General features: G+C 61.4%; 15 protein-coding genes, 1 tRNA gene and 1 pseudogene. 13 read left to right on the top strand and 4 right to left on the bottom strand.

Translation table 11 applies throughout. The features are described from left to right. The first annotated feature begins 21 nt into the window (after positions 1-21). Positions 22-372: a DUF952 domain-containing protein gene (locus ACWUKX_RS00855; protein WP_455838422.1), complete on the top strand. Its 351-nt coding sequence runs from the start codon at positions 22-24 to the stop codon at positions 370-372. Beyond that, on the top strand, positions 369-1,445 hold the full coding sequence (locus ACWUKX_RS00850; RefSeq protein WP_456002980.1) for a quinone-dependent dihydroorotate dehydrogenase: 1,077 nt from the start codon (positions 369-371) through the stop codon (positions 1,443-1,445). Before ACWUKX_RS00855 ends, ACWUKX_RS00850 begins: the two co-directional genes overlap by 4 nt. A gap of 12 nt (positions 1,446-1,457) precedes the next feature. On the opposite strand, the gene ACWUKX_RS00845 is transcribed toward ACWUKX_RS00850, so the two are convergent. Then, positions 1,458-2,810, bottom strand: a complete 1,353-nt coding sequence (locus ACWUKX_RS00845; RefSeq protein ID WP_456002978.1) for an MATE family efflux transporter — start codon at positions 2,808-2,810, stop codon at positions 1,458-1,460. Positions 2,811-2,922: 112 nt separating this feature from the next. Between ACWUKX_RS00845 and ACWUKX_RS00840 the strand changes: the two genes are divergently transcribed. Continuing rightward, on the top strand, positions 2,923-3,825 hold the full coding sequence (locus tag ACWUKX_RS00840; RefSeq protein ID WP_456002976.1) for a histone deacetylase family protein: 903 nt from the start codon (positions 2,923-2,925) through the stop codon (positions 3,823-3,825). 87 nt (positions 3,826-3,912) lie between these two features. Here ACWUKX_RS00840 and ACWUKX_RS00835 read toward each other — a convergent pair whose 3' ends face one another. Next, positions 3,913-4,176 (bottom strand): DUF6460 domain-containing protein, encoded by a 264-nt coding sequence (locus ACWUKX_RS00835; RefSeq protein ID WP_135933443.1) that lies wholly within the window; start codon positions 4,174-4,176, stop codon positions 3,913-3,915. 252 nt (positions 4,177-4,428) lie between these two features. Between ACWUKX_RS00835 and ACWUKX_RS00830 the strand changes: the two genes are divergently transcribed. The 7 genes and pseudogenes from ACWUKX_RS00830 to ACWUKX_RS00800 all read left to right on the top strand — a co-directional run bounded on the left by ACWUKX_RS00830 (position 4,429) and on the right by ACWUKX_RS00800 (position 8,107). Beyond that, positions 4,429-4,502: transfer RNA gene (locus tag ACWUKX_RS00830), tRNA-Gly, on the top strand. Between the two features lie 275 nt (positions 4,503-4,777). Further along, positions 4,778-5,062, top strand: a pseudogene (locus ACWUKX_RS00825) (Crp/Fnr family transcriptional regulator); the annotation flags it as partial. Beyond that, complete coding sequence (locus ACWUKX_RS00820) at positions 5,063-5,503, top strand: Crp/Fnr family transcriptional regulator (RefSeq protein WP_287335786.1); 441 nt, start codon at positions 5,063-5,065, stop codon at positions 5,501-5,503. A 138-nt stretch (positions 5,504-5,641) separates the two neighbouring features. After that, on the top strand, positions 5,642-5,845 hold the full coding sequence (locus tag ACWUKX_RS00815; protein ID WP_456002974.1) for a hypothetical protein: 204 nt from the start codon (positions 5,642-5,644) through the stop codon (positions 5,843-5,845). 311 nt (positions 5,846-6,156) lie between these two features. Continuing rightward, positions 6,157-6,840, top strand: coding sequence for a hypothetical protein (locus ACWUKX_RS00810; RefSeq protein WP_456002972.1), 684 nt, complete (start codon positions 6,157-6,159; stop codon positions 6,838-6,840). After that, positions 6,837-7,232, top strand: coding sequence for a phage holin family protein (locus ACWUKX_RS00805; RefSeq protein ID WP_029356811.1), 396 nt, complete (start codon positions 6,837-6,839; stop codon positions 7,230-7,232). The genes ACWUKX_RS00810 and ACWUKX_RS00805 overlap by 4 nt, the downstream gene beginning before the upstream one ends. After that, entirely contained in the window at positions 7,229-8,107 is an 879-nt protein-coding gene (locus ACWUKX_RS00800; protein WP_456002970.1) for a hypothetical protein, read from the top strand. Before ACWUKX_RS00805 ends, ACWUKX_RS00800 begins: the two co-directional genes overlap by 4 nt. Before the next feature lie 171 nt (positions 8,108-8,278). Here the strand turns inward: ACWUKX_RS00800 and ACWUKX_RS00795 are convergent, their stop codons facing one another. Beyond that, positions 8,279-9,283 (bottom strand): L,D-transpeptidase family protein, encoded by a 1,005-nt coding sequence (locus ACWUKX_RS00795; RefSeq protein WP_456002968.1) that lies wholly within the window; start codon positions 9,281-9,283, stop codon positions 8,279-8,281. Between the two features lie 167 nt (positions 9,284-9,450). Further along, the gene (locus ACWUKX_RS00790) at positions 9,451-10,440 is read right to left on the bottom strand and encodes a LysR family transcriptional regulator (RefSeq protein ID WP_029356814.1); all 990 of its coding nucleotides are present in this window, start codon (positions 10,438-10,440) and stop codon (positions 9,451-9,453) included. Between the two features lie 315 nt (positions 10,441-10,755). Between ACWUKX_RS00790 and chvE the strand changes: the two genes are divergently transcribed. The 3 genes from chvE to mmsB all read left to right on the top strand — a co-directional run bounded on the left by chvE (position 10,756) and on the right by mmsB (position 14,741). Then, the gene (chvE, locus tag ACWUKX_RS00785; protein ID WP_029356817.1) at positions 10,756-11,820 is read left to right on the top strand and encodes a multiple monosaccharide ABC transporter substrate-binding protein; all 1,065 of its coding nucleotides are present in this window, start codon (positions 10,756-10,758) and stop codon (positions 11,818-11,820) included. Positions 11,821-11,919: 99 nt separating this feature from the next. Next, positions 11,920-13,452 carry a multiple monosaccharide ABC transporter ATP-binding protein gene (gene mmsA, locus ACWUKX_RS00780; RefSeq protein WP_029356820.1) on the top strand — a complete coding sequence of 511 codons (1,533 nt, stop codon included), beginning with the start codon at positions 11,920-11,922 and terminating at the stop codon, positions 13,450-13,452. Beyond that, positions 13,449-14,741 carry a multiple monosaccharide ABC transporter permease gene (mmsB, locus tag ACWUKX_RS00775; RefSeq protein WP_456002966.1) on the top strand — a complete coding sequence of 431 codons (1,293 nt, stop codon included), beginning with the start codon at positions 13,449-13,451 and terminating at the stop codon, positions 14,739-14,741. The genes mmsA and mmsB overlap by 4 nt, the downstream gene beginning before the upstream one ends. The last annotated feature ends 93 nt before the right edge of the window (positions 14,742-14,834 follow it).

Raw genomic sequence — 14,834 nt, 5'->3', positions numbered from 1 at the left:
GGTTCGGACTATAGCGCAACCATGTCTCAGATTATCTACAAGATAGTACCTGAAGCGTTGTGGCGCGAGGCCGAAAGAAATGGCCGCTTCACCGGCGCGCCGATCGATGTCGCCGACGGTTTCATCCATTTTTCCACCGCTGGCCAGGCCAGGGAAACGGCGACAAAACACTTTGCCGGCCAGACCGGGCTGCTGCTGGTCGCCATCGATGGCGCCAAACTGGGTGATTTGCTGAAATACGAGGTCTCGCGCGGCGGCGCGCTGTTCCCGCATCTTTACGGCCCGCTCGACCTCAAGGCCGTTGTCTGGGTGCAACCGTTGCCGCTGGGCACCGATGGCCTGCACCAATTCCCAACGCTGGAGGCCGAATGAGCGTGCTCGACCGGCTCGGCCAGAGGTTCCTGTTCGCATTCGATCCGGAAGCAGCCCACGGCCTGTCGATCGCCGCGCTGAAATGCGGGTTGCCGATAGCCGGGAGACCCGTGCGCGACGACAGGCTGAAAGTCAGCGTCTGCGGCATCGACTTCCCCAATCCGCTCGGCATGGCTGCCGGCTACGACAAGAACGCCGAGGTTGCCGATGCGCTGCTTGGCCTCGGCTTCGGCTTTGCCGAGGTCGGCACGATCACGCCGCGGCCGCAGGCCGGCAACCCGAAGCCGCGCATCTTCCGGCTGACATCGGACGAAGCGGTGATCAACCGGCTGGGCTTCAACAATGAGGGTCACCAGGCTGCCGAAGAACGGCTTGCTGCCCGCAAGGGCCGCGCCGGCATCGTCGGCGTCAATATCGGTGCCAACAAAGACAGCACCGACCGCGTCAGTGACTATGAACGCGGCGTTCTCAGGTTTGCGCCATCCGCCAGCTACCTGGCGGTCAACATCTCCTCGCCGAACACGCCGGGTCTGCGCAACATGCAGGCCCGTGAACAGCTTGGCGAGCTCCTGTCGCGCGTCATGGCCGCACGTACGGCAGCTGCAGCGCAGCCGCCCGTCTTCCTCAAGATCGCGCCGGACCTGGTCGAGGCCGAGCTGGAGGATATCGCCGCCGAGGTTACCGAGAAGGCAATAGACGGCCTCATCGTCTCCAACACCACCATCGCGCGGCCGGGGCTGCGCAGCGCCGATCTTGCCGGCGAGACCGGCGGGCTTTCGGGAAAACCGTTGTTCGAGCGCTCGACCATCGTGCTGGCAAAGATGCGCAAACTGCTTGGCCCGGACCGCGCCATCATCGGCGTCGGCGGCGTCGATTCCATTGAGACGGCGCTGGAAAAGATCCGCGCCGGCGCCGATCTCGTCCAGCTCTACACCGGCATGATCTATGCTGGGCCGGCACTACCGGGCCGCATTCTTGGCGGGATGGTCCGGTTCGCGGACATGCAACGGCTCAAGTCGCTGCGCGAGTTGCGCGATACCAGCCTCGATCAATGGGCGTCGAAGCCGCTCTAACCCGAAGCCGCTCTAAAACGCTGTCCGCACCCGCACGCGCAAAATGGCAAGCAGGCTGAAGCCGCGCACCAGCAGGAAGACGTGCAGCGCCGCCCACAGGCCGTGATTACCGAAGGCCGGCGCCAGGATGAGCAAGGCCGCGCTGAAGACAAGGAACGACAAAAGCATCATGTTACGCATGTCGCGCGACCAGGTCGCGCCGATGAAGACGCCATCCATCTGAAACGCCAGCACGCCGCTGAGCGCGGTGAACGCCGCCCAGGCCAGATAGTTGTCGGCAACGGCGCGAACGTCTTGTGACGTCGTGATCAGGGCGACCAGATCAGTACCGCCCAGCAAAAGGACAAGCGTCGCCGTGGCCGCCAGCCCGAAGCCCCAGAACAGGGTCAGCCGCACCGCCTGCCGGAATTGCATCGCGGCACGCGCGCCCACGGCACGCCCGGCGAGCTGTTCGGCTGCCGTGGCGAAACCGTCGAGGAAATAGCCGGCGATGAGGAAGAAGTTCATCAGCACCGCGTTGGCGGCCAACGTCACCGTGCCGAATTGCGCGCCCTGGCGGGTGAACAGCGCGAAAGCGGCGAGCAGCGAAAACGACCGGATCATGATGTCACGGTTGAGCGACATCATGCGCAGGAATGCCGACAGGTCGAGGATGCGATGGCGCGGCAGCCGGGGCGCTGCCCAGAAACGCCGGCCGATGATCGCCAGGCCAAGCAGCATGGCGACGAATTCACCGGTGACGGTCGCCCAGGCGACACCGGCGACGCCCCAGCCAAGTTCCAGCCCCAGCAGGATGCAGAGCGCAATGTTGATGCCGTTCAGCACCAATTGCAGCATCAGTCCCAGCCCGCCCTCGCCGCGCCCCAGCACATAGCCGAGGATGGCGTAGTTGATCAGCGAGAACGGTGCGGCGAGCAATCTGATGCGGATATAGACGGCCATCGCCTCGCTGACGCGCGCCTCGGCGCTCATGAACCATTGTCCGGCGATGGCGACCAGTGGCGCAAGTGCGGCAAGCACAATGCCGGCGACGACCGCGATCAGCACGGCGCGCCAGAACACCGCCTGTTCCTCCAGTTCGTCGCCGCGTCCGAGCGCCTGGGCGACGAGGCCTGTGGTGCCGGAACGCAGGAAATTGAAGGAGGTGAAGACGACGTCGAAGACCAGGGCGCCCGCCGCCAGACCACCGAGAAGGGCAGCGTCGCCCAACTGCCCGACCACGGCCGTGTCGACGACGCCGAGCAGCGGCGTCGTAAGATAGGCAAGCGTCATCGGCACCGCGATGGCGAGCACCGAGCGGTTGGTGACGACGAAAGACCGGCCGTTGGCCGCTGCTGACACCTGATCCAGGACCCGCTTTCCCATCGTGGCTTGATCGAACAGCCGATGTGGCCCAGATTCCGGACGCCGCGCAACCGCTCATCCCGCCACGGCCAACCGAAACCCGCCTCTGGCGCACCCGCCGTAAACCACCCAAATGCCCCTGCAGATCGTTCATCATCACGACTACGACACCGGCTTCGCAGTCAACCATCGCTTCCCCATGAGCAAATACAAGCTGCTGATGGAAGCCTTGGGCGCGCGCGGACTGACCGGCCCCGCCGCTCTCAACGTGCCCGAACCGGCGCCGGCATCATGGCTGAAGCTTGCCCATGCCGCCGGTTATGTCGACCAGGTGCTGGCCTGCGAAGTGCCTGAAAAAATCGAGCGCGAGATCGGCTTCCCGGTGGGCCCGCGCGTCTCGCTCAGGGCGCAGCTCGCAACGGGCGGCACCGTGCTGGCAGCGCGGCTGGCGTTGCTGAACGGCATCGCCTGCAATACCGCCGGCGGCAGCCATCATGCGCGGCGCGCGCAAGGCGCCGGCTTCTGCACCTTCAACGATGTTGCCGTGGCTTCACTGGTGCTGCTTGCCGAAGCTGCCGCCGGCAACATCCTGATCGTCGATCTCGACGTGCATCAGGGCGACGGCACGGCGGATATTGTTGGCCAGGAGCGGCGCGTGTTCACCTTTTCCATGCATGGCGACCGCAACTATCCGACGCGAAAGATCGCTTCCGACCTCGACATCGCTCTGCCCGATGGCACCGGCGATGCGGCCTATCTCGAAAGTTTGGGCGGCGTCCTGCCGGAACTCACCGCCAAGGCGCGCTGGGACATCGTTTTCTACAATGCCGGGGTCGACGTTCATGCCGAGGACCGGCTTGGCAGGTTGTCACTGTCGAACGAGGGGCTGCGCGCCCGCGACGACATGGTGATCCGTCATTTCCGCGCGCTCGGCATCCCGGTCTGCGGCGTTATCGGCGGCGGCTATTCGACTGATGTGGCGGCCCTCGCCGCGCGCCATTCCATCCTGTTCGAAGTGGCGTCAGGGTTCGCCTGACCTTCTAGGATTTCCCTGCCGAACCACAGGTCAGCGGAGCAAGCCGGTCCACTTTTGCTACACTGACCTTAGGCTCGGGGTCATGCTCTATTTCCGATAGTTGGCGATCCTGAGGAGGATGAAGGCCGGAATGACGATCGCCGCGCCCAGCAGGATATAGCCGAGAAAACGGTCAATGGCGCGGAAGCCCAGATTCCAGAGATCGACGAAGAAATTCCGGATACCGTAGAGCACATCCATCGGCGACCAGCCGAATGCGTTCATGACTAGGCCGACGAGGAACGATACCACCAGCAGCTTCAGGAACACCCGGAGCGGCGAATCGCCGAGAAAGCGCGTCAGTGCGGACAAGGCGTGTCTCCAGGTTCGGTTGCCCCGATTCGGGCACAGGTCCAGAAATACGCACTTGCCGCGCTGGCATCAAGGCGGGTCGCTGACTCCCAGTTGCTCCGCATGGCGGGTTGGCCGGATTGTCTGCTCGCCAACTTATGTTGCAACGCCGGCGCCCTTGCCATGACGGAGTAGCAGTCGGATGGCTGGAAGGCACGAGTGCACGCTTAACGATTGCCCGAAGGCCGGCTTGCGTGGTAACGAGGCTGCTGCGCGGGTATGATGTAATGGTAGCTTGTCAGCTTCCCAAGCTGAACGCGCGGGTTCGATTCCCGCTACCCGCTCCACCTGCCCTGCAAGGAATTGAGGTTGCTGATGATCTGCGAGCGGTAGACGTCGAACTTGGCCTCGTAAAACCAGTCGTCACCCTTGGGGCGGCTTGGCTATCAAGGTAGGCATCATCGGCGGAATGAAGTCGAGCCTGCCGGCGCCGGCACTCACAGGGCCCACATGATCGGGTCTAGGTCGGGGGCACATATGAACTGGATAGAACATAACGGGATTCTAATAAGAGGCGGCAACAAAAGATGCTGATCCGCGTTGCTAGTCAAAAGGGACCGCGATGTTTGGCAAAGACCTCTTGGTTCGCATGCTTGACCGCCGCGACGCCCTGCCGCCAGACGAAATCGCGCTTATTGAGGCTCTTCCAGTCCGGCCGGTAACTTTCGGACCAGATGAGGAGATCGTCAGGGAGGGTTCCCGCCCCGCCGAAAGCTGTCTTGTCGCGAATGGTTTCGCAGTTCGAAACCAGGCTATTCGGGAAGGAAAGCGTCAAATAACGGCAATTCACGTGCCGGGAGACTTTGTCGATCTGCATAGTTTACTGCTAAAAGTGATGGATCACAGCGTGAGCGCGCTGGGTTCGTGCGATGTTGTTTTCATTCGACACAAAGACCTGCTCACAGCAATGGGTGGAAGTCCACATCTCACCCGGATGCTCTGGCTTTCGACGACTATCGATGCCTCAATCCAAAGGACTTGGATAACCTGCCTCGGGCGTCGCTCCGCCAAACAGCATCTCGCACATATAATCTGCGAGTTGTATGTCCGGTTAGAGATAGTTGGATTGGCCTCTGACCAGACGTTCGCGATTCCACTGACCCAGGCGGAATTGGGCGACGTGCTTGGTCTATCAGTAGTTCACGTGAACCGGACGCTGCAGGAACTTCGTGCGAAGGACCTGGTTAGCTGGAAAGACAGGAGGATTGTTATCCTGGATTTCCAGCGATTGGCCTTACTGGCCGACTTCGATACGACCTACCTAAATCTCTTCCATGAACCGCGGTGACCGCCTCGGCCAGGACGCGTCAACGCGCTAATGCGGCATCAAGATTTCTCGTCAACTAAACAATGTGAATGAGCCCTCTCTCCGGATCGCTTACAGCTGGGTTCAATTGACACGGTTGACGTCAAAGAAGGATTGCACATGCGTGAACTCGACAATCTCATCGAACATTACGTAAATATTCGCAGGCGGCGCCATAGTTTCATATCGACGGGCATCGCTGTTAAGGCGCTCAAACAGATTGTTCCGGCATGTTCGGTCTCTGATTCCGACCTAGCGAACATGATTGCCAATCGTGCAATAGACTACAACCTTCCTGTGAGCTTTGACCTTAATGAGAGCTAGACGTGGTGCTTTATTATAATAGCCTAACCTGAGCCCTTGAAATCCGATGCGCAGAGGCGGGCCAATCTCCGCACGGCCGGCTGGGTCCGCATCTCGGCACACGGCGTGGGAACTTCCAAGAGAGTTCACCGGGCTCGCCGGTTGCTTCACTATCGCTAATTTAGCTGGAAGTGATGGAACTTGTTTGCCCCCGGCAAGTTCGTTAGGCAATGGAGGAGATTGCCACCATGAACAGTGTCATTTATCTCATCGGCCTTGTCGTCGTCGTGCTTGCGATCCTCTCCTTCCTCGGATTCCATTAGGAGAATACCATGCAGCGCGAAGACGATCAGGGCCGTAAGCCGGCCGATTTCGAAACAGCCAAAAGCGAACTGTCCGAGCGGTTCCAGCAGGAAACGCAGACCGCGACAGAGGCGCTACAGGACGCTCGCGACGAACTCACCAGGAAGGCGGGCGACTACGCTGCTGAAGCCAAGCAGGCGTTGTTCGACAAGGCCGAGGGAACACAGCGCGATATCAGTTCCAACCTAAAGGCCTTTAGCGGAGCATTGCGAGCAGCAAGCGAGCATCTGGCCAATAATGATCAACGGACCGCTTCGAAGTTCACCCTCGATGCCGCCGGCTCACTTGAGCGCCTTTCATCTTCCTTGAAGGACAAACCATTCGAAGATGTTCTTGGCGAGATGCGGTCGTTCGGCCGCGAAAATTCAGGGGCGCTGATCGCCGGTTCAGTATTGGCAGGCTTGGCGCTGGGGCGGTTTATCAAGAGCTCGCCACCATCTGCCCGGACCGAGACACAGCGTCGATCGCAGACAGACGGGGGTTCACAGACGGTTTCGAACTCGGATGAGTCCGCTACGCGGTCGGCTGAGGCAGCTGACACGACGCCGTCCCGCTTCAACCAGCCCAGAGACGACAGGGCCGGTGAAGGCTTGGCCGGTGAAGATTTGGCCGGTGACGACTGGGCCAGCGCAAGCCTGGAGCGGAACCCATGACCAACGATCAGGAAAGTCGCGGCCTCGCAACCCTCGTCAGCGATCTGGCACAGCAGGTCACAACCCTGCTTCAAACCGAAAGTAGGCTGTTGCGGGCCGAAATGTCGGAAAAAATCAGCAAGGCCGGCGCAGGCGCAGCCGAGGTTCTGGCCGGTGCCATATGCCTTCTCGCGGCCTTGATGGTGCTCTTGCAAGCACTCGTAATCGCCCTGGCGAGCGCAGGCCTGGGAGCGGGATGGTCCTCGCTGCTGGTCGGGATCGTCGTCGCGGTACTGGGAATCATTCTCTTGCGCTCTGGCACGAAAAGCATGGCTCCTTCCGAGCTGACGCCCGATCGCACACAAGACCAACTCAAGCGCGACGCGCGCGTGATCAAGGATCAAATAAGATGAGCGACAAATCCGCAGCCGAGCTCGAACGCGATGCCGACATCGCCCGAGCCAAAGTGGCAGACACCGCCGATTCGATCCGCAGCAAGATGACACCGGGTCAATTGATCGACGAATTTACCGGAATGTTCGCCGGCGGCGAGGGATCCGCCATGCTTGGCAACCTCAAGTCGCAGGTCAGGGACAACCCGTTGCCGCTGACATTGATTGGAGCCGGCCTGGCCTGGCTGATGCTCGGCAACGGCCCGTCGGCAACCAACTCAGCTGCCGCTGGTTATCGGAGAGGCACGGCTTCTGACGCTTTCTCCGACCTGCGCGGCGATGATTTTAGCGAGGGTAGCGAAGGGTCCGGAATCGGGGCGATGCTCTCAGACACCGCCGGTTCGGTTACATCAGCAGCAAGTAGCGCTGCCGAAGCTGCAGCAAACGCAGCAACGGGCGCCAAGGAGAGGATGACAAGCACCGCCGGCCAGCTCGGCTCAAGCGCCAGCGAGATAGCGGCTCGGACGCGCCAATCCGCACAAGACCTCTTCGAGCGCGAGCCGTTGGCTATCGCCGTAGTCGGCCTTGCGCTGGGCACTGCCATCGGGGTGATGCTGCCCCACACAGCCACAGAGGACGAGCAACTTGGCGCCTACCGCGACAAAATTCGCGACAGCGCGGCGGAGGTTTTCGAAACGGGCCTGGAGCAAGCAAAGCAAGTTGCCGCCGAGGCCTACGAAACGGTCAAGGAAGAGGCCGACCGGCAAGGCTCGGGTGGAGATACTGATACGTTAGCAGGCAAGGTCGGCAAAGTTGTGGAATCGACCGCAAAGCGAACCGAGGAAGCCGTTCGCGATCGTTTGCCGGGCTCGTCGGACGGGTCTTCTACCGCCTGATGGCATCGCCACCGGCCTGAATGACGGGTCTGGTCCATAGGACTCTGATGTCAATGGATCTGGAACTCCCGACCCGATCCCTTTCGACTTGGGATGTCGGAGGTCCACAAATTCTCTGCGACTTTCCTCAGGAATGGCTTGCGGAACAGGTCTGCTGGCCAGTCCGCTTTGCTACGGAGCAAGCTCGTCGACGGTGTGGGCGGTCTCGTTCTTGAACTCGACTTTCGTGCCCGGCTGCACCATCGAGCCGAGATCTTCGGCATCCCAATTGGTCAGTCGGATGCAGCCATGTGAGAAGGTCGTGCCGATCTTGCCCGGTTCGGGCGTGCCGTGGATGCCGTAGCTTTCGATGGAGAGATCGATCCAGACCGATCCCACCGGATTGTTCGGCCCGGCAGCGATGGTGAAGGGCCGCTTGGTCTTGACTCCCTTGAAAGCGAAGTCCGGATCATAGTGATAGGTTGGGTTGCGCACCACGCGCTTGACCTCCGCCATGCCGCTTGGCGCCGGGTTTTCATCGCTCCCAATCGAGGCCGGGTAGACTGCGAGCCATTTGCCGGAAGGGTCGAGCACGCGCACCAGGCGAGCGCCCTTGTCGACCTCAATGCCGGCAACCCCAGCGGGAGGATCGCCCCGGCCAACATCAGGCACCACCAAGGTCGTGCCGGCCTTCCTGAAGCCGATGCCCGGATTGAGCATCCTGAGCAACTGTTCGCTGATATGGAAGCGCTCCGCCAGCCTCTCCGCCGCGGTGCGATAGCCGAGCCGCCGCAGACGGGCCATCCTCTCCATGCGAGCCGGAATACGCCTGGTGAAGGGTCCGCGCACATCCTTGCGCGTTACCTCATAGGTGACCAGCACCGGGTCGGTGGAGGTTGCCATGAGCTTGCTCCAGGTCTCCGGGGTGAGCTTGCCATCGGGAGGGAGTCCGTTCGCCGCCTGAAAGGCGCCGACTGCCTTGGCGAAGTTCGCTGAAAGGCTACCGTCAATCAGCCCAGGCGAGAAGCGGGCGCGATCCAAGAGAATCTGCGCCTTCAGCACGGTCGGATCGACACCCTTCGGTTCTCCGGCGGCGAACTGGGCCTGATTGACGGTGGTTAGGTCCAGCTTGGCTGCCCCCGTCCCGCCGCATGCCAGGGCAAGCGTCGCGGCTAAGACGAGAAGAAACCTGATCATCGATAGCCTCGCTGGGACTGCAACAAGAGCCCGCCTCTATGACGCGGCACGGCCCTGTGTGGTTCCTTCGCTCCAGCGATATTCTGAATTGAAGCGACATGACGAAGCGCCGTGTAGCTGCGATAGCTGTCCAACGGATTGGCGATGGATTGCTTGATTTAACGCCGTCAGCCTACCTCTCTCAAAATAAAGTCGTGCAGCATCTTGGCCGCCGGCGACAGCACGCGATTTTTTACGGTGATCAGACTGTAAGGCCTGACCTCGATGTCGAATTCGGTCTGGACGACGTCGATGGCGCCGGCCAGCCCCTCGGGGTTCTGGATGAATTTCGCCACTTGGATCGACACCGGCGCGATGGCGTCCGACTGCGCGACCATGACCAGGGTCAGCAGCAGCGAGCTGGTGTTGAGGATGCGGTCCGGAAGCGCGATGTTGCGGTTCAGGAAATTGCTTTCCATCGCCTGGCGCAACGGCGAGCCGCCCGACTGGAAAACCCAGTCGTAGGCGGCGGTCTCCTCCAGCCGCACGGCTTTGCCCTTAGCAAGCGCGTGGCCGCGGCGCACGATCAGGCAGGCTTTTTCGACACCGATGACGCGGGCCTCGAACAGCCGTGGATTGAGATCGTCGGGGATGCGCGCGATGATGAAATCGTGACGCGTGGCGATCAGCTCGCGCGCCAGCACATTGGAGGTCTCGACCTGCATGGTGATCTCGATGCGCGGATAGATGCGCCGGATTTCGCGGATCGCCGGCACGGCGAGCTCGATCGCAGGGGCCGTCACCGCGCCGAGGAATACCGAGCCGCCCTTGCCCGCCTTGAGCTCGGATATCTCGCGGTCGACTTCACGCATCTCAAGCAGGATCGAACGTGCGCGCCTCGCCAATGCCTTGCCATAGGGCGTCAGCGTGATGCCGCGCGGCAGCCTTTCGCACAGCTTGACATCGAGCACCGCCTCCATTTCGGCGATCATGCGCGAGGCGGCGGGCTGCGAAATGTTCATGACCTGGGCTGCCGCGCTGACCCGGCCATGGTCATCGAGGGCTGCGATCATACGCATGTGGCGCAGGCTGAGGCCGCTGCGCAGCAGGGTTTCTCCGTCGCCGGGGGGTTCTTCGTAACTGGCTGAAAGTCCACCAGGATTCCGCAGCGCTGCCATGGTCTTTGTTTGCTCCCCACTCATCGCCGGCCAGCAATCCGGCCAGGTCTTCGTCGGCTTTCAATATATCAGTTTCGGTATAGCAACCATCAAAGATCGCATTTGACAGTTATGGCAAAGAGCCACACCCTTTGCGCGTCCTGAGGCTTGACAGTCGCCAGCGAGAAAAATCGCATCGACTGGAACCAGAGTCTCAGGGCCGATTGGGAGGATACCGGAGATCGATATGGCGGCAGCGGCGCGTTTTGGCGCTCCTGCACGATCGCGCGGCCCACGAAACCCAGGGTGCGCGTCCATCAACAAGGGAGAGTTAATGTGAAGATCATCAAGACACTGGCCGCCGTCGCGGCCCTTAGCATCGCGGCCATGACGGTCCCGGCGCAGGCAGGCGAAGGCCTCATCGGCGTGCTGATGCCCACCAAGACCTCGCAGCGCTGGATCAACGACGGCGACGCCGTCAAGTCCCAGCTCGAGGCTCTGGGCTACACTGTCGATCTGCAGTATGCGCAGGACGATATCCCCAATCAGCTCAGCCAGCTGGAAAACGAAATCACCAAGGGCCCGAAGGCACTGATCATCGCCTCGATCGACGGCACCACGATGTCGGACGCGCTGCAGAAGGCGGCTGACGCCGGCGTCGTCGTCGTCGCCTATGACCGGCTGATCAAGAAGACCCCGAATGTCGACTACTACACCACGTTCGACAATTTCGGCGTCGGCGTCATCCAGGCCAAATCGCTGCTCAAGGGCCTTGGCTATCCGGAAAACAAGGGTCCATTCAACATCGAGCTGTTCGGCGGTTCGCCGGACGACAACAACGCCTTCTTCTTCTACGACGGCGCGATGTCCGTTCTGCAGCCACTGATCGACGACAAGACGCTCGTGGTGAAGTCCGGCCAGATGGGCATGGACAAGGTCGGCACGCTTCGCTGGCTGGCGGCGACCGCCCAGGCCCGCATGGACAATCTGCTGTCCGCCAACTACTCGGATGGCAGCCGCGTCGATGGCGTGCTCTCGCCGTATGACGGTCTGTCGCGCGGCATCATCGCCTCGTTGCGCGCAGTCGGTTACGGCACAGCCGATCAGCCCTGGCCAATCGTCACCGGCCAGGACGCCGAAACCGCTTCGGTCAAGGCGATCATCGCCGGCGAGCAGTACTCGACGGTGTTCAAGGACACCCGCGAACTCGCCAAGGCGACGGTCGAGCTCGTCGACAAGGTGCTCTCGGGCGGCAAGCCGGAAGGCCTCGACACCACGACCTACAACAACGACGTCAAGGTCGTCCCCTCGATCCTGCTGACGCCGCATGAGGTAGACAAGTCGAACTACCAGGCCCTGGTGGTCGATTCCGGCTACATCAAGGCCGAAGAGCTGAAGTAACGGCAGTTGTAAACCCGGGGTCCTGCGTAACGCAGGGCCCCTTTTCGTTAGCGAGCGACCCCGGTATTGTTTCGGGACCTCGGAGGAGTGGTATTCCTGATGGCCTCGACGATTTTGGAGATGCGTGACATCACCAAGACGTTTCCCGGCGTCAAGGCGCTGTCGAACGTCAACCTAAGCGTCGAGGAAGGCGAGATTCACGCCGTTGTGGGCGAGAACGGCGCCGGCAAGTCGACGTTGATGAAGGTGCTGTCGGGCGTGTATCCATCCGGCACTTATGACGGCGAAATCATCTATCGCGGCGATGAGTGCCATTTCAAGGGCATTCACGACAGCGAGCGCCGGGGCATCGTCATCATCCACCAGGAACTCGCGCTGGTTCCGATGCTGTCGATCGCCGAAAACATCTTTCTCGGCAACGAGCATGCCAGATACGGTGTCATCGACTGGAACGCCAACGAGACGCGCACCAGCGCGCTGCTCAAGAAGGTGGGCCTTAAGGAAGACCCCAAGACGCTGATCACCAATATCGGCGTCGGCAAGCAGCAACTGGTCGAGATCGCCAAGGCGCTCAGCAAGGAAGTGCAGCTGCTGATCCTCGACGAACCGACGGCGAGCCTGTCCGAAAAGGACAGCCAGGCGCTGCTCGACCTGCTGCTGGAATTCAAGCGGCATGGCATCACCTCGATCCTGATCTCGCACAAGCTCAACGAGGTCAACCGGGTCGCCGACAAGGTGACGATCATCCGCGACGGGCGGACCATCGAGACGCTGGCCAAGAAAGACATTTCGGAAGACCGCATCATCACCTCGATGGTCGGCCGCTCGCTAGACGACCGTTATCCGTCGCGCGAGCCCGAGATCGGTGAGATCGTGCTCCAGGTGAGGAACTGGTCGGTCTATCACCCGATCCATGCCGAGCGGCAGGTGATCAAAGGCATCGACATCGACGTCCGCAAGGGCGAGGTGGTGGGTATCGCCGGGCTGATGGGCGCCGGACGCACCGAATTCGCGATGAGCCTGTTCGGCCGCTCCTATGGCCGCCGCATCACGGGCGAGGTGCTGCTCAAGGGCAAGCCCATCGATGTCTCCTCTGTCAGCAAGGCAGTGGAACACGGCATCGCTTACGTCACCGAGGACCGCAAGACCTACGGTCTCAACCTGATCGATCATATCAAGCACAACATCACGCTGGCCAATCTTCCCGGCGTGTCGCGCCATAGCGTGATCGACGACATGCGCGAGCTCGCCGTCGCCAACGACTACAAGGCCAAGACCAACATCCGCTCATCCAGCGTTTATCAGATGACCGGCAATCTATCGGGCGGCAATCAACAGAAGGTGGTGCTGTCGAAGTGGCTATTCGCCAATCCGGAGGTGCTGATCCTCGACGAGCCGACGCGCGGCATCGACGTCGGCGCCAAGTATGAAATCTACACGATCATCGCGCGTCTCGCCTCGGAGGGTAAGGCGATCATCGTCATCTCGTCGGAGATGCCCGAACTGCTCGGCATCACCGACCGCATCTATGTCATGAACGAAGGACGTATCGTCGGCGAAATGGCGGCGAGCGACGCCAGCCAGGAAAAGATTATGCGCGCCATCGTTCGCGGAGAAGGAAAAGCATCATGAGCACCGAAAGCGCTCCCGTCCCGAAAAGCGGCGTCGCCGAAGATGTGCAGCAGGGGCCGCGCGTTGCCGTCTCGGCGCTGGTCACCAACCTGCGCGAATACGGCCTGATCCTGGCGCTTATCGCCATCATGGTATTCTTCCAGTACACGACGTCCGGAACGCTGTTCAAGCCGGTGAACTTGAGTAACCTGGTGCAGCAGAACAGCTTCATCATCGTGATGGCGCTGGGTATGCTGCTGGTGATCGTCTCCGGCCATATCGATCTCAGCGTCGGGTCCGTCGCCGGTTTCATCGGCGCGCTGGCGGCGATGATGATGGTCATCTGGCCTCTCGGCCCTTTCAGCAATCCGCTGGTGGTGTCGATCATCTGCCTGATCATCGGCGGCGCGATCGGCGCGGGACAAGGCTACTGGATCGCCTATCACCGAATACCGAGCTTCATCGTCACGCTGGCGGGGATGCTGATCTTCCGCGGCATCTGCCAAGCGCTGCTGGGTGGCGGGTCCTCCGTGGGGCCGCTTCCAGCCGGCTTCAAGGCGCTCAGTTCCGGCTTCATCCCGGACGTGATCGGCTCGTTGACGCTGATCCCGCCGGTCGTGAACGCCGCCGGCAAGACCATCGTCGGCAGCGGGCTGACGCTGCACATGACGACGATCGTGATCGGCCTTGTTGCCGTGCTCGCCTATGCCTATTTCGGGCTCAAGGCACGGCGCAGCCGCGAGCGGCATGGCTACGAAGCCGAACCCTTCACGCTGTTCGTCGTCAAGACCCTGGTGACCAGCGCTCTGGCGCTTTTTCTGGTCTACCAATTCGCCACCTACAGAGGTTTGCCAATCGTTCTCGTAGTGATGGGCGTGCTGATCGCGCTGTTCGTCTTCGTCACCAAACGCATGACGGTCGGCCGCCGTATCTACGCAATGGGCGGCAATGCCAAGGCGGCTCAGCTATCGGGTATCAAGACCGAGCGGCTGACCCTGATGGTGTTCATCAATATGGGCGTGCTCTCGGCGCTCGGCGGGCTGATCATTGCGGCGCGCCTTGGCCAGGCGGTGCCGGCGGCCGGCCTCGGCAGCGAGCTCGACGTCATCGCCGCTGTGTTCATCGGCGGCGCTTCGGCGATGGGCGGCGTCGGTCAAGTTATAGGCGCGGTGGTGGGCGGTTTCATCATGGGCGTCATGAACAACGGCATGTCGATCATGGGCGTCAATGTCGATTGGCAACAGGTGGTCAAAGGCCTGGTGCTGCTCGGCGCCGTGGTCTTCGACGTCTACAACAAGAACAAGGCTTGAGGGCGCGGGGACTCATGCATGTCGCCAAACGTGTGCAGCGTGTTGGGACAACGGCATGCATGAAAACAAGGATTAAAGCGGGCCGCTTTTCAA

The sequence above is a fragment of the Mesorhizobium sp. f-mel genome (genome assembly GCF_053850215.1).
The sequence above is the reverse complement of the archived record's forward strand: the minus strand, read 5'-3'. Positions and strand labels throughout refer to the sequence as shown.